The sequence below is a fragment of the candidate division WOR-3 bacterium genome (assembly GCA_039801085.1).
Lineage (GTDB): Bacteria > Hydrothermota > Tepidihabitantia > Tepidihabitantales > Tepidihabitantaceae > JAOABP01.
On record JBDRTY010000002.1, the window covers coordinates 193,356 to 210,152 of the forward strand.

The following is a 16,797-nucleotide window of genomic DNA, read 5'->3' on the forward strand; positions in this document are numbered from 1 at the left end:
TCAAAAGGTTTCAGTTTTCGCCTTAAAAACAGAAAATGGGCGATACCTGAATTGAACAGGTGACCTCCTCCTTGTAAGGGAGGCGCTCTCGCCAACTGAGCTAATCGCCCTTGGCTAAATCATAGCGGAGAAAAGGTGGAATGTCAAACCCTTCAGCCGGTTTGTGCCGGACTGACACCGGACTCGGCAGACAGAAACCGGGGCGGACAGACTCCTGCCCGCGGTGGGGGGAACTGCGGGCAGGGCAGGGATTTCGGGGGTGTGATTATGTAAATATATGATAAAATATAACTTGGATAAACAGGCAGATTAACGGTGAAATCCGGGCGGATTTAAGGCTCTAACTGGATGGAGAACGAAAGGAGGAAAAGTATGAAAAAACGGAATGCACCCGGCATCAGCCGGGTTGAACAGCAGGTGCTCAACTACCTCAAACGGCAGGACCCGGACGATATCGCCCTGCATTTTGCCCGGCAGAGGTCCAGGATGGTGGCAAACTACTACCTGTATGCGATAAAGGCGGACCGGATTTACCGGCTGGTCTGTGAGCTTACCGGACAGGCAGGGGTGGCGCCTCCAGCCCGGCGGCTGTATTACTCCTTTGCCCTGGAGCTGGAAAAGCTGTATCGCACCCGGCGGGACCAGGACCTCGCAACCGAGATTCAGATCCGGCGCTACAAATGGACGGTCCGGGGTCTGGACCCGGAACTGCTGGAGAGGCTGGAAAAATTACTGCGGAGTGAAATCGGGTGAGAGCAGACGGGTTTTATTCCCCTGACCGCTGAAACCGCTTAATCTTCTTGATTATCTCCTCGGCCAGCAGCTCCGGCTCAAGCTCTATAGCCTTCTGCCAGTCCCGGACTGCCTGCTCCAGCTTGCCCTGATCTTCATAGGCGTTTCCGCGGTTGAAATAGGCTTTGGGGTAGTCGGGCTTGAGCTTGATTGCCGTTGAGTAGTCCTGGATTGCTGTGTCCAGCTCGCCCTTCAGGTAATAGGTGGCTCCGCGGTTGTTATATGCTTCGGGGTCGTCGGGTTTGAGCTTGATTGCCTCGGAGAAGTCCTGGATTGCTGTGTCCAGCTCGCCCTTTTGGTAATAGGCGTTTCCGCGGTTGTTATATGCTTTGGGGTCGTCGGGTTTGAGCTTGATTGTCTTGGAGTAGTCCTGGATTGCTGTGTCCAGCTCGCCCTTTTTTGCATAGGCGTTTCCGCGGTTGTTATATGCTTTGGGGTCGTCGGGTTTGAGCTTGATTGCCTTGGAGAAGTCCTGGATTGCTGTGTCCAGCTTGCCCTGATCTGCATAGGCCACTCCGCGGTTGGTGTAGGCATCGGCGTAATCGGGCTTGAGCTCGATTGCCCGGGTAAGCATTTGTATTTCTGCATCAACAAGATTTTTGTCTTTAACCGGTCCTGAAGAATGTTCAATCAGAACTGCGGTTGCCAGCGAAAAAAGGAATTCGGTGTGGCTGGAGTTCAGGTTTGATGCCTTTGCAATTTTTCCAAGATGATTACGGATGGTTTGGTTGCTGAGCCTCAGCCGGTCGGTTATTATTTTTCGAGATATGAATGGGTGCCAGGTGGAAATCCGGTTTTGGCTCCGGCTGATCACCCGCTTCCTCTCCAGTTCTGCCAGATTTACCTCATTGTCATAAAGTTCAGTGAAAATGTCCTCGGGATAATCTAAACCATATCGGTTGACAATCAGGAGCGGGGTCATCAGCTCCTGCTGTTGGGGTGTGAGCGGATTCCAGAAGTCATCAACCGCCTTATCAAATGAAGCTTTGCCGGTGCTGACGAGCATCACAAGCATCGGGAATATACCCTGCGCAAGGGCAACCATTTCCGGCTTGCCGCGAAACCTCTTAATATAATCCCCGGCTTCGCTCTCAGTCAGCTGGAGCTCAAATTTTTCAAAATTATATGGAGCGAGATTTTCCCGAACATTAACCTCCCAGACAGCGGTCTGTTCCACCAGTATCAGAGGGATATCAAGGCTTTGAGTATGGATGTTGTTGATCAGGCTTACAACCTCATCCTTATAAAGTGCGACATTATCAATGAAAACCAGTTTCTTCTGACCGTTGAACTCCGGCTCCTGCAGATAGTGGAGCGCCTTCTGAGCATCGATTTTGCCGTCGCTGATAAAGGGACAGTACTCCTGCTGAAAAAGGTCATAAGCGAGACGCATCATCAGGACCGACTTTCCCGAACCGCTGTTCCCCAGGAGGAGGATGTTTTTACCCTTTTTGATGGTATCCAGAATTTTATCTTTCAGCGCCCGTCTGATGTCAAAATTATCAATAATGACATTCCAGGTGGGCTTGAAACCGGAGCAGAACTGCTGTTTGTCTGTTTCTGCCCGGCTCCGGTCAATTGTGCTCAGAACTGAGGTCAGCGGTTTCAGCCCGCAGGCGGTAATGTAGGATTTCCATTTTTCAGTCAGCTTGTTATAGTCCTGAGTGTATTGTTCAAACTCCTGTTTCAGTTGATCCAAATTTTTCTGTTCAAGGCTGATTTTTGATTTTTTGCACTGTTCAAAGAAGGAGTAAACAAGCCAGATTGTGCCCAGAAACAGCGGTTGACCGGCAGTCGCTGCCGGCACAACAATTTTAAAAAAATTTTCAACAAAGGGCTGGTCCAGACCAAGGGCACTGCCGAGTTTTTCAATGCTGTAAATACCGCTTCTCAGCGTTGTGGCTATACTTTCCTTCAGCGACTGGAATTCAAAATTCACAGTTGGGATATCATATTTTCAGGAGGGGTGCTGTCAATATCCGCAGAAAAAGGAAAGGTTTTTATCATCAGTTTTCCGGCGAGCTCCTGCTGACATCAGCGGTTTGTTACCGCTTCACTTTAAACAGATCCTGAGGCTTTGCATCTGTGATTTCGAGTGCAGCGGTCAGCACCTCTTTTTAGTAGTCATTTCTCCCGGCACCTTTTTTATCTCTTGTCATTTCGAGCGACGCCCCGAATGGGCGGAGTCGAGAAATCGCTCCTCTGTATTCATTTTGCATTGCAAAAGGGATTCCTCGACTCGGCTTACGCCTCGCTCGGAATGACAGCAAGGAAGAGCACGGCACGGCCGTAAGATTAAGGCCATCTTAACCGGAGCACTGCCAACATCCGGTCATTGCGACCGGAGCGAAGCCGGAGGCGGAGCGGAGTAGAGAAATCGCTTCTCGGTATTCATTTTGCCCGGCAAAAGCGATTCTTCGAGCCGGCTGTGCTTCGCCCTAAATGACGGAAGGGTGCGAAGTGAACAAGGAATTCCGGATGGAGAATACCGGCAGGTCATAATGACCGGTTAAATTGAGCTCGGGTTTTTACGGCACAGCTTGCGGGTGCGGGTTTTAATTGTTAAACTTGGGAATGGAGTTTGCGGTTGAAGTGCGGAGTCTGGTGCGCCGGTTCGGCGCGCTGACCGCAGTTGACAACCTTTCCTTCACGGTCCGGCCCGGTGAGATCTTCGGGCTGATCGGACCGAACGGTTCGGGCAAGACCACCACCCTGCGGGTCGTTGCCACCCTGCTTCTGCCCAGCTCGGGCACGGTTGCGGTCTTCGGCAATGATGTGGTCCGGGAGGCGCAGGCGGTCCGGAGGCTGATTTCCTATCTGCCGGAGGATGCCGGGGCATACAGAAACCTCTCCGGACTGGAGTATCTGCGGTTCATGGCAACATTCTATTCCGGCGATACGGTGGAGCGGGACCGGCTCGTGGAGCGGGGAATGGAGATCGCCGGTCTGGGCACAAGGATCAAAGACCGGGTGCGGACCTATTCCAAGGGGATGGCAAGAAAACTGCTTTTAGCCCGGGCGCTGATGAGCGGACCGAAGCTGGCGATTCTGGATGAGCCGACCTCAGGTCTGGATGTGGAGAATGCGACCGAGGTCCGGAAGATCATCCGGGATTTCGCCCGCTCGGGCACGACCGTGCTGCTCTCCTCGCACAATATGCTGGAGGTGGAGTTTCTTTCCGACCGGGTGGGTATCATCCGGCAGGGCAGGCTGATCGCCACCGGCTCACCCGCGGAACTGAAGGCACAGTTCGGGGCGGAAAATCTGGAGCAGGTTTTTCTCAAGGCGGCAGGATGAGGTTTCTCGGGACACTGGTCTGGAAGGAGATGCAGGAGCTGCTGACGGTGCGGATGCTTGTGCCGTTTGTGGCGGTGCTGGTGCTGTTTCTCTTTATCGGCAGGATGCTGCGCGGTGAGCGGAAGCGGGCAGAGGCACCGCAGCCGGTGCTGGTGGTCAGCGCTGATTCGGGTCCGGTATCCGATCTGATTGTCCGGCTGCTCGGGCAGAGCGGGTTGACCGCACACCGGTTTTCCGGACCGCTCGATTCGGCGCTGATTCAGAAAAGCGGAAACTGGGTGGCGCTGGTCCGGGTGCCGGAGAGTGCGGATGTCCGGCTGGAGCGGTTTGAGCCGGTTGGGCTTGAGGTGTATACACCCCTGCGCGGGCTCTCCTTCGGCCAGACGATGCGCGGGGCAAAGGTGAAGACCGCGCTTGCCCGGCTGGATTCGGTCCTTGCCCGGCAGCAGATTGAACGGCTTGCAGGCGGGCTGGAGCCGGAGGCGGTCCAGCATCCGCTGCGGAAGCAGGAGTATGTGGTGCTCAAAGGCAGGGTGGCACCGGGCAGTCCAGAGCAGGCGCAGGGGCTTCTGCTCGGTCAGACCTTTCTGGTGCCGATCATTCTGCTTTTGGTCATCATCTATGCAAGTCAGATGATTGCTGCCTCAATCGGTCAGGAGAAGGAGAACAAGACCCTGGAGACGCTTTTGACCGTGCCGGTGAGCCGGGTGCTGATTGTTGCCGGCAAGATGCTCGGGGCGGCGATTGCGGCGGTGGTCATTTCCGCGGTCTTCATGCTGGCGATGGGGTATTACACCACCGGCTTTGCTGAAGGCAGGACCGAGGTGCCATCAGCCGGGATCAGCGGGCTGGGGCTGAGCCTGACAACTGAAGGGGTGGTTGTGCTCGGGATTACGCTGTTTCTGGCGATCATGGCGGCGCTGGCACTGGCGACCCTGCTGGCGGTTTTCTCCGAGGATGCCAAGAGTGCGCAGGCAAACATCACCCCGCTGATGATGCTCTGCCTGATCCCCTATTTCTTTGTCCTGATGTTTGACATCAGCACCCTTTCCCTGCCCCTGCGGCTGCTGGTGCTGGCGATCCCCTTTTCCTATCCATTTCTCGTGCCGCAGGCGCTGATCTTCGGCAATTACCGGCTGATCATCTTCGGCATCGTTTATACCGGGCTGTTTGCGGTGATTCTGGTGCTCCTTGCCGCCTGGTTTTTCCAGGGGGAGCGGGTTCTGACTGCCCGGCTGCGGCTCAGGCGGCGGTAAAGGGTTAACGGTTTCTGCCCGGACCGCGGGCAAGCGAGGCGAAAATTCCCAGAAAACAGAGCAGACTGAAAAGGGCAAAGCCCAGACGGAACACAGGCAGAAGACCGGGTGCATTGCCGGGTTGCAGTTTTACCGGACCGACAAAGATGCCCAGCAGCATCATCGCCAGCCCGAGAGAAAGGCTCTGACCGAGCAGGCGCATGGTGGCAAGGATGGCCGAGCCGGTGCTGTAGTCTGCCGGAGCGAGGGAACCCATGACCGCACTGGTGTTGGGTGCGGAGAACAGGGCAAAGCCGAAGCCCAGAACCAGTAAAGCAGAGATTATCAGCCCGAGCGGTGTGTCCGGACCGAGCAGGGCAAAAAGTCCGAGCCCGAGAGTTGTCAGTCCCATGCCGACCGAGGCGAGCAGGCGTGGTTCGTGCCGGTCCGCAAGCCTGCCGGTCAGGGGCGAGAAGAGCGCCATGACCACCGGCTGGCAGACCAGAATCATGCCTGCGGTCTGGACATCAATCTGCCGGAGATACTGGAGATAGAGGCTGAGCAGAAATCCGACCGCAGCGGTTGCAGCGTAATTGATGAGTGCGGCAAGATTGGAGAAGGTGAAGGTCCGGTTGGTGCGCAACAGCTGAAGGTTCAGGAGTGGGCTGGCGGTCCGTCTTTCCCAGAACAGGAATGCCAGCAGGCTGAAGGCGCCGGCGATGCTCAGAATGATGGCGGTGCGGTCCGGAATCCGGGTCAGACCGAAAAGCAGTCCCAGGACACCGGCGGCATAAATCACAGCACCGGTGAGGTCAAATTTCGCAGCACTGCCGGATGCGGAGTCGGGGATTGCCGGGCTCATCAGCAGGGCGGCAAGGCTGAAGGGCAGATTGATGCCGAACACCATGCGCCAGCCCAGATACCGGGTGATGATACCGCCGAGAAAGGGTCCGAGCGAAAGGCCGAGATAGGTAACTGCGGTGTTGATGCCCAGTGCCCAGCCCCTTCTTTCCCGCGGATAGACCGCGGTGAGGATGGCGATACCGGTGGCAAATATCATTGCGCCCGCAATGCCCTGCAGAAGCCGGCAGATCAGCAGCAGCGTGCCCGAAGGCGCAAGCGTCGCACCGAGCGAGGCGAGCGTATAGGTCCCAAGACCGAGGTTGAAGATTGTCCGCCGGTGATAGATGTCCGCAAGCCGGCCGAAGGGGAGCAAGAGGATTGCTGAACTTAGAAGTGCGGCAGTGGGCAGCCAGCCCAGGGTGATCGCATCCAGACCGAGGTCCTTGCCGATTGCAGGCAGGGCGATGTTGATTGATGAGCTCATAAACGGGGTGACAAATGAGCTGATGCTCGTGGCAACCAGAGTTAAAACCCGGACCCGGGATTCAGTTACTGCCACTGATGACCACAACCTTCTGGAAACGAAAGCGATGGTCCGGGATGAGATAGACACCGGTGCGGTTGATTCGGACCCGGGTGCCGGCAGGGGTGAAACCGACAAGGGCAGGGTATGCACCGATGTTAACAATCCGGACAGGTTGCTGGCGCTCGGGCTGGTTGACACCGGTGGCGGGCAGTCTGCCGCCAAGGTAAAACAGGTCGGTGTTGCCGGCGCTGTCCGCAGCAAAGAGAATGTGCAGGGTCCGGTCCCAGGTTACGAGCACCGGCTGTTTCACCTCGTGGGTCGTCAGACCGGTGAGCTGCTGTGGTCCGGTCCAGACACCCGCAGACTCCTGGAGGGCAAAGAGCAGCTGTTTGTGGTCCGGTGAGCCGGCGGTTTTCCCGCACCAGACCGCAGCGCACCGGTTGTTAAAGAGATGGGCGATTGATGGTGATTCCTGATTAAACTGGACATAACCGCTGACAGCGGTGATTTCACTCCATCCCGGCGGGCGCCGGCACCGGTAGCAGATCTGATAATAGGGAGAGTTCGCATCATACCCCTGCCAGACGATATGCCACCAGTTGTTACCGCCGGCGGTTACTGCCGGTGAATACTGGGCAAGACCGCCGGCAAGCTCTGACACCTGCTCAATCTCCTGCCAGACGCCGCCGATCCGGCGCCGGCACAGCACCTGATCACTAAAGCTGCCCAGATCCCTTCCCAGCCAGACAACACACAGATTACCACCGCTGTCCACCGCTACTGACGCATCCCGGTGATCCGCGGGATAGGCGGTTATCTGCTCTGCCGGCAGCCAGCCGGTGCTGGGCTGATACTCCTTGTGAAACACCTGCGGGACACCGCCGGTATCCGGATTGCCGTAGTAGACAATATGCAGTGCACCGGTAACCGGCTGGACCGCAACCGCCGGATACTTGAGATTATAGGGCAGGGGTGCGAAAGCGACCAGGGTTTCGGCAAGCCACCGGCTGGTGGCAGCGTCAAACCGCTTGTACCAGATACCGCGCAGCTGAGGATAGTTCTGGGCGTCAAGGTGCCAGAGGAGGTGGATATTGCCCGCAGGGTCGGCACCGGCGGTCGGCAGATTGAGGTTGATGTCAAACCGGGTGAGCTGAGACTCGGGGAGCCAGATTCCGCTTCCGGCTTCATAAAGGCGATACCAGATCTGCCGGAAACCGGCACGGCTGTCCAGCCAGAAGACGAAGATATTTCCCTGCGGGTCAACCGCAATGCTTTTCTGATAGCTCAGTCCGGGCACCTGCACCGCCGGATGGCTCGTGAGCCGGACCAGGCTGTCCCACTCCACCGCCGGACAGAATGAAAAAATGGTAATGACAAGACCAACGCTAATCCGGGAGTGCGCCATCGGTAATAGACTGGCTTGATTAATCAGATTGTCAAGGAAATGACGGGTTATTTTTTTTAGCCGCCGGGCTCTTTCTGCTGCAGCTGTGCCAGGACCGCGCCGGCGAGGTAGAAGGAGCCGGCAACCACAATCGGCATTCGGCCGATCGCCAGTTCACGGACACGGGCAAGCGCAGCCGGGATGTCGGGCGCAGTCTCGGCCGGGACCTTGAGCCGGGTGAGGATGCCCTTGAGCAGTGCCGGAGCAAGGGCGCGGGGTGATTCGGGCGCAACCGTAATTGCATAGTCCACATAGGGTGCAACCGGTTCGAGCGTCCGCCTGACCAGTTTGTTGCGGAGCGAGCCGTAGACCAGAATTACCTTTTCCCGGAAGCAGTCGCGCAGGACCCGGGCAAGCGCCTGTCCGGATTCGGGGTTGTGGCAGGTGTCAACCAGCAGGGGCGGGTTCTGTTCAATGAGCTGGCACCTGCCGGGAATAACCAGTTTGCTTAAGCCCTGAAGGACCGGCTCAAATCTGATCCGCGGGTCATTGCGGGCGAGGATGCCGAGGGTGGTGAGGGCGGTGAGGCAGTTTTCAATCTGGTGTCTGCCCAGAAGTCGGAGCTGAATCCTGCCCGCACCCAGTTCGGTGAAGGCGGAAAAGGCGGTGCCGGTGAGGTCGGTGGATTCATCCCAGTAGCGGGAGTGTTCCTCGACGAGCACGGGCCGGGCACCGGTCTTTTCTGCCTGCGCCAGCAGTTCTTTTTTTGCCTCGGGCATTTGCGGGGCGATGATCACCGGTTTTCCCGGGCGCATGATGCCCGCCTTTTCCCGGGCGATTTTGGCGAGCGTACTGCCGAGCACCCTGAGGTGGTCATAGCCGATCCGGGTGATGACCGAGATTTCCGGGTGGCTGAGGTTGGTGGCGTCCAGCCTGCCGCCGAGTCCGACCTCAATCACCGGATAGTCAAGCCCGCGCCGGGCAAACAGGTCAAGGGCGGCGGCGGTCAGCAGTTCAAAGTAGGAGACCGGCTGTTTCTTGACCAGCGGCTGGAATTTTGTTATCAGCCGGGCGAACTCAGCCCGGGTGATCCAGCTGCCGTTGAGCTGAATCCGTTCCCGGACCGAGAGGAGATGGGGCGAAATAAAAAGCCCGGTTCTGAGTCCGCAGGCGCGCAGGCCCGCCTCAATCATATAGGCGACCGAGCCCTTGCCCTTGGTGCCGGCGATCAGGATGACATTTTTGAGCCGGTCCTGCGGATTGCCGGCAAGCGCAAGCAGGTTGCGGTGCGCATCGAGCTTGAACCGGTCGCGCGGTCGGGGTTTGCGCTCGTAGTTGACAAGTGCGTCCAGAAACTCAAGCGCGTTTTGGTAGTTCATTGTCCCTCCTGATCAGGTGAACTTTTGAGCAGAATTCCCCGTTTTGAATTCCGGCAAAATTCCAGCAGGTGCCGGATTTCCGCCTCTGCCGGTCCGGGCAGAAGTTCGGTTTCAATCCGGTTGAGGGCGGTGTCAAAGAGCAGACCGGAGCGGAAGAGGAGCCGGAAGGCATCGGTGATCAGGGCGATCTTTTCCGGGCTGAAGCCGGCACGCTCCAGTCCGGTGCGGTTGATGCCCAATATCCGGCAGGGGTTGCCGGCAGCAAGCATGAAGGGCGGGATGTCCTGGTTGACATAGGAGTGGGCACCGACCATCGCCAGTCGGCCGATCCGGCAGAACTGATGGACACCGGTGCCGCCGCCGAGGTTGACGCCATCCTCAATCTCCACATGGCCGCCGAGCAGGACACCACTGGTCAGGACACAGTCGGAGCCGAGCTGGCAGTTGTGGGCGATGTGGACATAGCTCATGATGAAGTTGCGGTCACTGATGCGGGTGATGCTGTCCGGTCCGGTTGCCCGGTGCACGGTCGCATATTCAAACAGAATGTTGTCACTGCCGATGATGACCGCGGTGGCTTCTCCCTGATACTTCCGGTCCATCGGCTCACCGCCGATGACCACGCCGGTTTTGAGCCGGGTGCGGGCGCCGATGGCGACTCTTCCCTCAAGGACACAGAAGGGTCCGATTTCACAATCGGGCGCCAGCCGTGCCTGAGGGCTGATGATGGCGGTCGGATGGATCAGCGGACCGCACCGGTGACTGTTGCACTGCATGCGAGTTCTTCACCGACGAGGACCCTGCCTTCAAACTTGAACACGCCGGCCTTTGCCGAAACGAGCCGGGCGATGATCCGCAGCTGTTCCCCGGGCCGGACGATGCGCCGAAAACGCACCTGCTCGATGCCGGCAAAGAGCGGGGTTTTCCCCCTGAGTTCAGGCTGCTGGAGCAAAACAAGCAGGATGCCCGCCTGGGCGATCGCCTCCACCATCAGGACGCCGGGCAGGACCGGATTGCCGGGAAAGTGGCCCGGAAAGTAGAACTCCTCCTGCCGGACGGTCCGGGCGCATTCAATCTCCTGACCGTCAAACCGGACCACCCGGTCAATGAAGAGAAACGGCTCCCGGTGGGGAAGATACTGTTTGACATCAATCGACGGGTTCAAAATGCCTCCTTTTTTAATTTCCAAACCAGTTTCAGGTTCAGCCGGTGATTCGGATTGTAGGCGAAAATTTCTGCCCGGAGCGGTCTGCCCAGGAGCGCCAGATCACCGAGCAGGTCCAGAATCTTGTGCCGGCAGGGTTCGGTATCAAAGCGGGGTTTTGCCGGAAAAAGCCAGCCGGCAACCATTTTTATCCGGAAGGGCAAACGTTCCAAAAGCGGCTGGAGTCCGGTATCTGCCGGTCCGAAGGTCCGAGCCGGTGCGATCTCTCGGAGGAAGCGGCCGGGGGTGATAAGAGCGGAGAAGAACTGGGGACCGGTCTGGGGATAGTCAATGAGACAGCTGATCTTCAGGCGCGGAGCGGGCAGAGCGATGAGAATACCTCCTCCATCTGCCACCGCAACCGGTCCGGTGAGATAAAAGGGCTTGCTGCTGCCGGTGATACCGGCCTGTTGCAGGCGCCGGGCAAAAAGGAGGCTGCTGCCGTCAGCAAAGGGCGGTTCACCGCGGTCAAGGGTAATGTTGAGGTCGGTGATACCCAGTCCGGTGCAGGCGGCAAGCAGGTGTTCAACGAGTGCGATCCGGCAGGAATTGTGAGCGAAGGCGGTGGTATGATTTTCCACCCGGGCGTGCCGGATGTCGGCCCGGACTTGGGAGTTGAAGACAATGCCAGAGCCGGCAGGTGCGGGAGCGAGCTCGAGCCGGACCGGCCGGCCCTGCCGGTTCCAGCCGTGGATGGTAATCCTTTTTCTGATCGTCAATGGTTTTCTCCAAACTGGTGCCAGAGCCGTGCCCAGAAGCGCTGCATCTGGCGGAGCGGCCGGGCCGGAATTCCCCAGTAATGACTGCCCGGCGGCAGGGAGCGGAAGACTGCGGATTTGGCATAGATGACGCTGCCTGCGCCGATGGTGATGTGGTCCCGGATTCCGGACTGGCCGGCAATAATTACTCCATCTTCCAGCCGGGCACTGCCGGCGATACCGCTCTGGGCGGTGATAATGCAGTTTTCGCCGATCCGGACATTGTGGCCGATGTGGACCAGAGCATCAATCTTTGTGCCTCTGCCGATCCGGGTCTGTCTGCCGGTCTTTGCCCGGGCAATTGAGACCAGCGGTCCGATCTCAACCTCATCCTCAATGATCACCTCACCCTCATGCTCCAGAAGGTGGTATCTGCCAGCGCGCTGTTCATACCCGAATCCGTGCCAGCCGATGACTGTGCCCGGTCCGATCCGGACATTTCTGCCGATCACCGTTCTGCCGAGGATGGTGACATTCGGACCGATGAAACAACCGGCACCAATTTCAACCCCGGCGTCAATGTAGACAAACAGGCTGATGACAGCACTCGGGTCAATTTTTGCGTGCGGGTCAATCCAGGAGTGGGGGTGCGCTTCAGGGTGCACTTAGGGTGTGAGGGCGGAATAGAGAATCTGGATGACACCGCTGACCTTTTCCCGGAGCGCCTCAATCCGGTCGGCTTCACCCTCCTGGGTGCGGAGCAGCATGCCGGTGCTGACTTCAAGGAGTGAGAGTTTGAACTGGATTTTCCGCTCCCGTTTGGAGCATTCGCCGAAGATGCAGTAGTCGGCATTGAGCGCCCGGGCAACATCCAGCGCCTGGTCCTGGGTGATCTGCATACCCGCATAGCCCCGGTTCTGGACCGTCTGATCAACCTTGGCGTCCGGGATGATTTCCACCTGCGTTTTGTCCTTGAGCAGGGCGCCGGCGAACTGCCGGATCCGGGTGCCCAGCCGTTCCCGCTGCGCCTCATCCGTCGCCTCGTAGACTGGAGCAATGACAAAGACCCGCCTCCGGGTGATTGTGGCGGGCAGCGGGACATACTCCCGGTTGAGCTCCTCAAGCACCAGTTCGGTCAGATCCAGTCCGGTTTCACCGTAGACAATTCCCGCCTTGGTGGCATCCAGGACCAGGGCGAACCCTTCAATCTGGGCGATCTTGCGCACCGCCGAGTCAATTCGGGTGACGATCGGCGCCAGCAGCTCCTGATTTTTCTGTTCTATTTTCCCCTGGGGACCGTAAATCTCATTCAGGTAGCTGTCATACCGTTTCTTTCTTGATTCCACCTCAGCCAGTTTTGCCCGCTTGCCTTCTTCAGAAAGGGTGAGCTGCTGGGATTCGTACTCCTCCTTTGCCTGTTCGTATTCGGTCCGGAGTGATTCTGCCTTTGCCTGAAATTTGGCAATAGCATCATTGAGCTGTTTTTTTGCCTCGCTTGCCGCCTCGTAGCGGGCAAGGAGCCGGTCGGAGTCAATGTAGCCGATCTTGTACTCCCGGGCACCGGCAAGGGCGGTGAGTGTCAGCAGGAGCAGGAGTGCCCGGAACAGAATCAGTCCCTTGGCGTTCATAGCCGTTCCTCCCTGTTTATATCATAACTTCTTCTGCTCTCGTTAGCCGGAGCCGGCATCAATTACTGTCCCTGCCAGCCGGTCTTCATCCGGTTTCAGCACGAGCCGGACCAGTCTGCCTGCGGGTATTTCAGCGGGGAGCGGTTCACAGGTAAGCCGGAGATAATTGTCAGTGAGTGCCCGGCCGTCGGGTTCAAGCACCGCCTCCCGGACCGTGCTGATAAACCGGCGGGCATATGCCTGACGCCGCCGGTCTGACCAGTGACGGAGCAGTTGCACCCGGTGCTGCTTCACCGGTTTCGGGACCGGATCGCCGAGTTCAAACGCCCTGGTCCCGGGCCGGGGAGAATAGGGGAAAACATGCAGGTAATGAAGCGGCAGGGAGTTCAGAAAGTTCAGAGTGCGGGTAAATGACAGTTCGTCCTCGCCCGGATAACCGACGATCACATCCGCGCCGATGCAGGCATCGGGTTTTACCTGAAGGATTTTGTTAATGAGCCGGGCATAATCGGCGGTCCGGTAGCGCCGGTCCATTGCCGCAAGCAGCCGGTCGTCACCACTCTGGAGGGGAATGTGGAAGTGACTGCAGATGCGGGGATCGGCGATCACCGTCAGCAGTTCATCGGTAAACAGATCCGGTTCAATTGAGGCGAGCCGGAGCCGGAACCGTCCCGGTTGCGCCAGGAGCAGCTGGAGCAGCCGGGCAAGGTTGCAGTTTCCGCTTTCATACCGGCCAAGGTTCAGCCCGGTGAGGACAATCTCCTGATATCCGGACTGGCGCAGATGCTGAAACTGGCTGAGCACCTTTTCCGGCTGCACGGCTGCCGGCGCGCCACGCAGCTGGCGGACGATGCAGAAGGAGCAGGTCCGGTCGCAACCGTCCTGAACCTTGAGCAGGGCACGACTCCGGACCGGTGCCGGCAGAGTGTCTTCCAGCCGGCTTTTTTTCTCCTCCGCGGTCCAGATTTCGTCAATTCCGGGAATGTTTTTCAGGAGTTCGGGCGCCCGCACCGGCAGACAGCCGAACACAATCACCCGGGGTTTCGGGTTGAGACTGCAGACCGAACGGATGAGCGCCAGCGAACTTTTCTCCGCATTGGCGGTTACCGCGCAGGTATTGACAAAGCAGAGATCGGGAGTCGCTCCGGAGTCATTGACGAGCCGGAAGCCCTGCGTCTGCAGCCAGCCGCGCAGCAGGTCGCTTTCCGCCTGATTGAGCCGGCAGCCGACCGTGGCGATACAGGCGGTGCGCCCCGGTTCAGTGGCGAAGGGCACAGCGGTCACGGGTGGTTAAAAATCCTTGAAGTCCCGGAGGTGATCCTCAAGTGTAAACCGGTCTAGGGGCCGTTCCGGCGGCAGTTCCTCTTCCTCTTTTTCTTCCGGCTTGGGCTGGAGCGCTTTCTCGCTCAGAGCGACGCGCCGGTTGTTGAGGTCGATTCTCAAAACCTTCAGTTCCAGCTCCTCGCCGATCTGGTAGTTTTCCCGGACCTTCTTACCGCCACCCCGGGCGAGCTGACTCAAGGGCACAAACCCCTCAATTCCGTAATTCAGGGCGACCACCAGCCCGGGTTTCGGGATGTCCACAATCCGCGCCCGGACAATATCCCCTTCCTTCAGCTCCTGGCTGAGCTTGTAGAACGGGTCCTCCTGAGTCTGCTTTAATCCCAGGGAGATCTTCCGGTTTTCCTTGTCAATTTCCAGAATGATTGTCTCCACGACCTGGCCCTTGCGCAGCTCCTCGCGCGGGTGTTTGATGCGCTTGGTCCAGGAGATGTCCTGATTATGAATCAGCCCCTCAATTCCCTCCTCCAGTTCGACAAATGCCCCGAAATCCTTGAGCGACTTGACCTTGCCGGTTACCCGCTGGCCGACCTTGTAGCGTTCATCAATCAGCGACCAGGGGTCAGGCTGAGTCTGCTTGAGCCCGAGGGAAATCCGCCGGTTCTCTTTGTCAATGTTAAGTACCACCGCTTCCACCTCCTGGTCAACCGAGAGCAGCTGTGCCGGGTGGTGGATGGATTTGGTCCAGGACATTTCCGAGATATGAATCAGTCCCTCAATTCCCTTTTCCAGTTCCACAAATGCACCGTATTCGGCGAGCGTGGTGACCCGGCCCCGGACGCGCGAGCCGATCGGATACTTCTCCTCCACCTTTTCCCAGGGGTGCGGGGTCAGCTGTTTCAAGCCGACGGTAATCCGGCCGGTATTGGTGTCAGCGGAGAGGACCTTGACCTTCAGTTTTTCGCCCGGCTGCACCACTTCACTGGGATGAACTACCTTGACCCAGGCAAGATCGGAGATGTGAAGCAGGGCGTCAACTCCGCCGATGTCAATGAAGGCACCGAATTCGGTTACGGTCTTGACCGTTCCTTCAATGATGTCGCCAACCTGGATCCGCTGCAGGAGTTCCCGGCGCAGCGCCTCCTGCCGTTCCTCAAGCAGTGCCCGGCGGGAAACGACGATATTTTTCTTGTGCCAGTTCACGGAGAGGATTTTAACCTCCAGTTCCTGGTTAACCAGGGCATCGAGATTGGGAACGGGCCGGAGGTCAACCTGCGAGCCGGGCAGAAAGGCGTCGAGCCCGAACACATCCACTGCCAGACCGCCCTTGACCCGGCGCAGCACAACCGCCTTCACCGGTTCACCGCTTTCTGACTTCTGTTTGATGATCTCCCAGGCGAGCTGGAAGTCGGCCTTTTTCTTGGAAAGGACCGGGAATCCATCCTTGTTTTCCAAAGCGTCAATATAGACCTGAATCTTTCTGCCTTCGACCGCCTCATCGGGATTGCGGAACTCCTCGAGCGGCAGAATTCCTTCCGCCTTCAGACCGATGTCCACCAGCACCGCATTCTGCACCCGCTTGATGATCGTGCCGGTGACAATTTCTCCCTCGCGATAACTGGGGAAAGAGGTGTCGTAAAGCGAGTTGGGTTCTCCGGTATCCGGAGCCGGGTTTGACTGGTAATTATTCATCTTTTCGTCCTCCTGACATTCTTAAAATTCGGGCAACTTCTGCCACCACCTTTGCCGGAGTTGACGCACCCGCAGCGATCCCGATCCGGCAGAACCCCTGCCACTCAGCAGGATCGATTTCTGCCGGGCCGGTGATATGCACAACCCGGCGGCAGTGCGGCTGGATAATCTCCGCCAGGCGGGTGGTATTGGCACTGTTTCTACCGCCAACCACGACTACCGCCTCGACCCGCTTGGCAAGCCGGACCGCTGCCGCCTGCCGGGCGGTCACTTCAGCACAGATGGTGTTGAAGACCCGGATTTCAGTATAACCAAAATCAAGCAGGTTGGCAACTGCTGCCTTGAGCCGGTCCCGGCCGATGGTCGTCTGGGCAACGACGCCGATTCTGCCCGACTTCGGGTACCGGCGTGCGGGGGAATAGACGGACGCCCGGGGAGCGGCAGCAGCAAGGATCGCCCGGACCTCGGGATGGTTGCGTTCGCCCACAACCACCACCTGATAGCCTTCCGCTGCCAGCTGGCGCGCCACCTGCTGAACCCGGCGTACATAGGGGCAGGTGGCGTCGATGATTTCCAGTCCCCGAGCCCGGCATTGCGTCAGCACTTCCGGCGGGCAGCCATGGGCGCGGATGATAATGGCACCATCCCGGACCGCACTGATGCGGGCAGCGATTCTGATGCCCTCGTTTTTCAGTTCGCGCAGGACATCAGGGTTATGGACCAGTTCGCCATAGGTCCAGACTCTGGGGTATTTTCTTAATGCGTTTCTTGCCAGCCGCAGTGCCCGCTCGACACCGAAACAGAAACCGGTCGGCCGGGCGATCAGGATGCGGGGCAT

The 16,797-nt window shown here is 58.3% G+C and carries 16 protein-coding genes and 1 tRNA gene; 4 read left to right on the forward strand and 13 right to left on the reverse strand.

Annotation, left to right across the window (positions count from 1 at the left end; translation table 11 throughout):
- Positions 1-36: 36 nt before the first annotated feature.
- Positions 37-110: transfer RNA gene (locus ABIK48_05170), tRNA-Val, on the reverse strand.
- 25 nt (positions 111-135) lie between these two features.
- Between ABIK48_05170 and ABIK48_05175 the strand changes: the two genes are divergently transcribed.
- Together ABIK48_05175 and ABIK48_05180 are read left to right on the forward strand one after the other, a co-directional pair.
- A complete protein-coding gene (locus ABIK48_05175; protein ID MEO0021547.1) occupies positions 136-273 on the forward strand; it encodes a hypothetical protein in 138 nt (45 codons plus the stop codon).
- A gap of 99 nt (positions 274-372) precedes the next feature.
- Complete coding sequence (locus ABIK48_05180; GenBank protein ID MEO0021548.1) at positions 373-753, forward strand: hypothetical protein; 381 nt, start codon at positions 373-375, stop codon at positions 751-753.
- A 13-nt stretch (positions 754-766) separates the two neighbouring features.
- Here the strand turns inward: ABIK48_05180 and ABIK48_05185 are convergent, their stop codons facing one another.
- Positions 767-2,731: a tetratricopeptide repeat protein gene (locus tag ABIK48_05185; protein ID MEO0021549.1), complete on the reverse strand. Its 1,965-nt coding sequence runs from the start codon at positions 2,729-2,731 to the stop codon at positions 767-769.
- Between the two features lie 635 nt (positions 2,732-3,366).
- Between ABIK48_05185 and ABIK48_05190 the strand changes: the two genes are divergently transcribed.
- Both ABIK48_05190 and ABIK48_05195 read left to right on the forward strand, forming a co-directional pair.
- Positions 3,367-4,089 carry an ABC transporter ATP-binding protein gene (locus ABIK48_05190; protein ID MEO0021550.1) on the forward strand — a complete coding sequence of 241 codons (723 nt, stop codon included), beginning with the start codon at positions 3,367-3,369 and terminating at the stop codon, positions 4,087-4,089.
- Positions 4,086-5,345, forward strand: a complete 1,260-nt coding sequence (locus tag ABIK48_05195; protein ID MEO0021551.1) for an ABC transporter permease — start codon at positions 4,086-4,088, stop codon at positions 5,343-5,345. The genes ABIK48_05190 and ABIK48_05195 overlap by 4 nt, the downstream gene beginning before the upstream one ends.
- Positions 5,346-5,349: 4 nt before the next feature.
- Here the strand turns inward: ABIK48_05195 and ABIK48_05200 are convergent, their stop codons facing one another.
- The 11 genes from ABIK48_05200 to ispH are packed head-to-tail and all read right to left on the reverse strand — an operon-like array spanning position 5,350 to position 16,797.
- The gene (locus ABIK48_05200; protein MEO0021552.1) at positions 5,350-6,726 is read right to left on the reverse strand and encodes an MFS transporter; all 1,377 of its coding nucleotides are present in this window, start codon (positions 6,724-6,726) and stop codon (positions 5,350-5,352) included.
- Entirely contained in the window at positions 6,713-8,098 is a 1,386-nt protein-coding gene (locus ABIK48_05205) for a hypothetical protein (GenBank protein MEO0021553.1), read from the reverse strand. Before ABIK48_05205 ends, ABIK48_05200 begins: the two co-directional genes overlap by 14 nt.
- A gap of 56 nt (positions 8,099-8,154) precedes the next feature.
- Positions 8,155-9,456 (reverse strand): folylpolyglutamate synthase/dihydrofolate synthase family protein, encoded by a 1,302-nt coding sequence (locus tag ABIK48_05210; protein ID MEO0021554.1) that lies wholly within the window; start codon positions 9,454-9,456, stop codon positions 8,155-8,157.
- Positions 9,453-10,232: an acyl-ACP--UDP-N-acetylglucosamine O-acyltransferase gene (gene lpxA / locus ABIK48_05215; protein ID MEO0021555.1), complete on the reverse strand. Its 780-nt coding sequence runs from the start codon at positions 10,230-10,232 to the stop codon at positions 9,453-9,455. The genes ABIK48_05210 and lpxA overlap by 4 nt, the downstream gene beginning before the upstream one ends.
- Positions 10,199-10,621 (reverse strand): 3-hydroxyacyl-ACP dehydratase FabZ, encoded by a 423-nt coding sequence (gene fabZ / locus ABIK48_05220; GenBank protein MEO0021556.1) that lies wholly within the window; start codon positions 10,619-10,621, stop codon positions 10,199-10,201. The genes lpxA and fabZ overlap by 34 nt, the downstream gene beginning before the upstream one ends.
- Positions 10,618-11,379, reverse strand: a complete 762-nt coding sequence (locus ABIK48_05225) for a UDP-3-O-acyl-N-acetylglucosamine deacetylase (protein ID MEO0021557.1) — start codon at positions 11,377-11,379, stop codon at positions 10,618-10,620. The genes fabZ and ABIK48_05225 overlap by 4 nt, the downstream gene beginning before the upstream one ends.
- A complete protein-coding gene (locus ABIK48_05230) occupies positions 11,376-12,023 on the reverse strand; it encodes a UDP-3-O-(3-hydroxymyristoyl)glucosamine N-acyltransferase (GenBank protein MEO0021558.1) in 648 nt (215 codons plus the stop codon). Before ABIK48_05230 ends, ABIK48_05225 begins: the two co-directional genes overlap by 4 nt.
- Positions 12,024-12,986, reverse strand: a complete 963-nt coding sequence (locus ABIK48_05235; protein MEO0021559.1) for an OmpH family outer membrane protein — start codon at positions 12,984-12,986, stop codon at positions 12,024-12,026. It abuts the gene before it with no gap.
- A gap of 42 nt (positions 12,987-13,028) precedes the next feature.
- On the reverse strand, positions 13,029-14,270 hold the full coding sequence (locus ABIK48_05240) for a radical SAM protein (GenBank protein MEO0021560.1): 1,242 nt from the start codon (positions 14,268-14,270) through the stop codon (positions 13,029-13,031).
- A 6-nt stretch (positions 14,271-14,276) separates the two neighbouring features.
- A complete protein-coding gene (gene rpsA, locus ABIK48_05245; protein MEO0021561.1) occupies positions 14,277-15,959 on the reverse strand; it encodes a 30S ribosomal protein S1 in 1,683 nt (560 codons plus the stop codon).
- Complete coding sequence (gene ispH, locus ABIK48_05250; GenBank protein ID MEO0021562.1) at positions 15,952-16,797, reverse strand: 4-hydroxy-3-methylbut-2-enyl diphosphate reductase; 846 nt, start codon at positions 16,795-16,797, stop codon at positions 15,952-15,954. The genes rpsA and ispH overlap by 8 nt, the downstream gene beginning before the upstream one ends.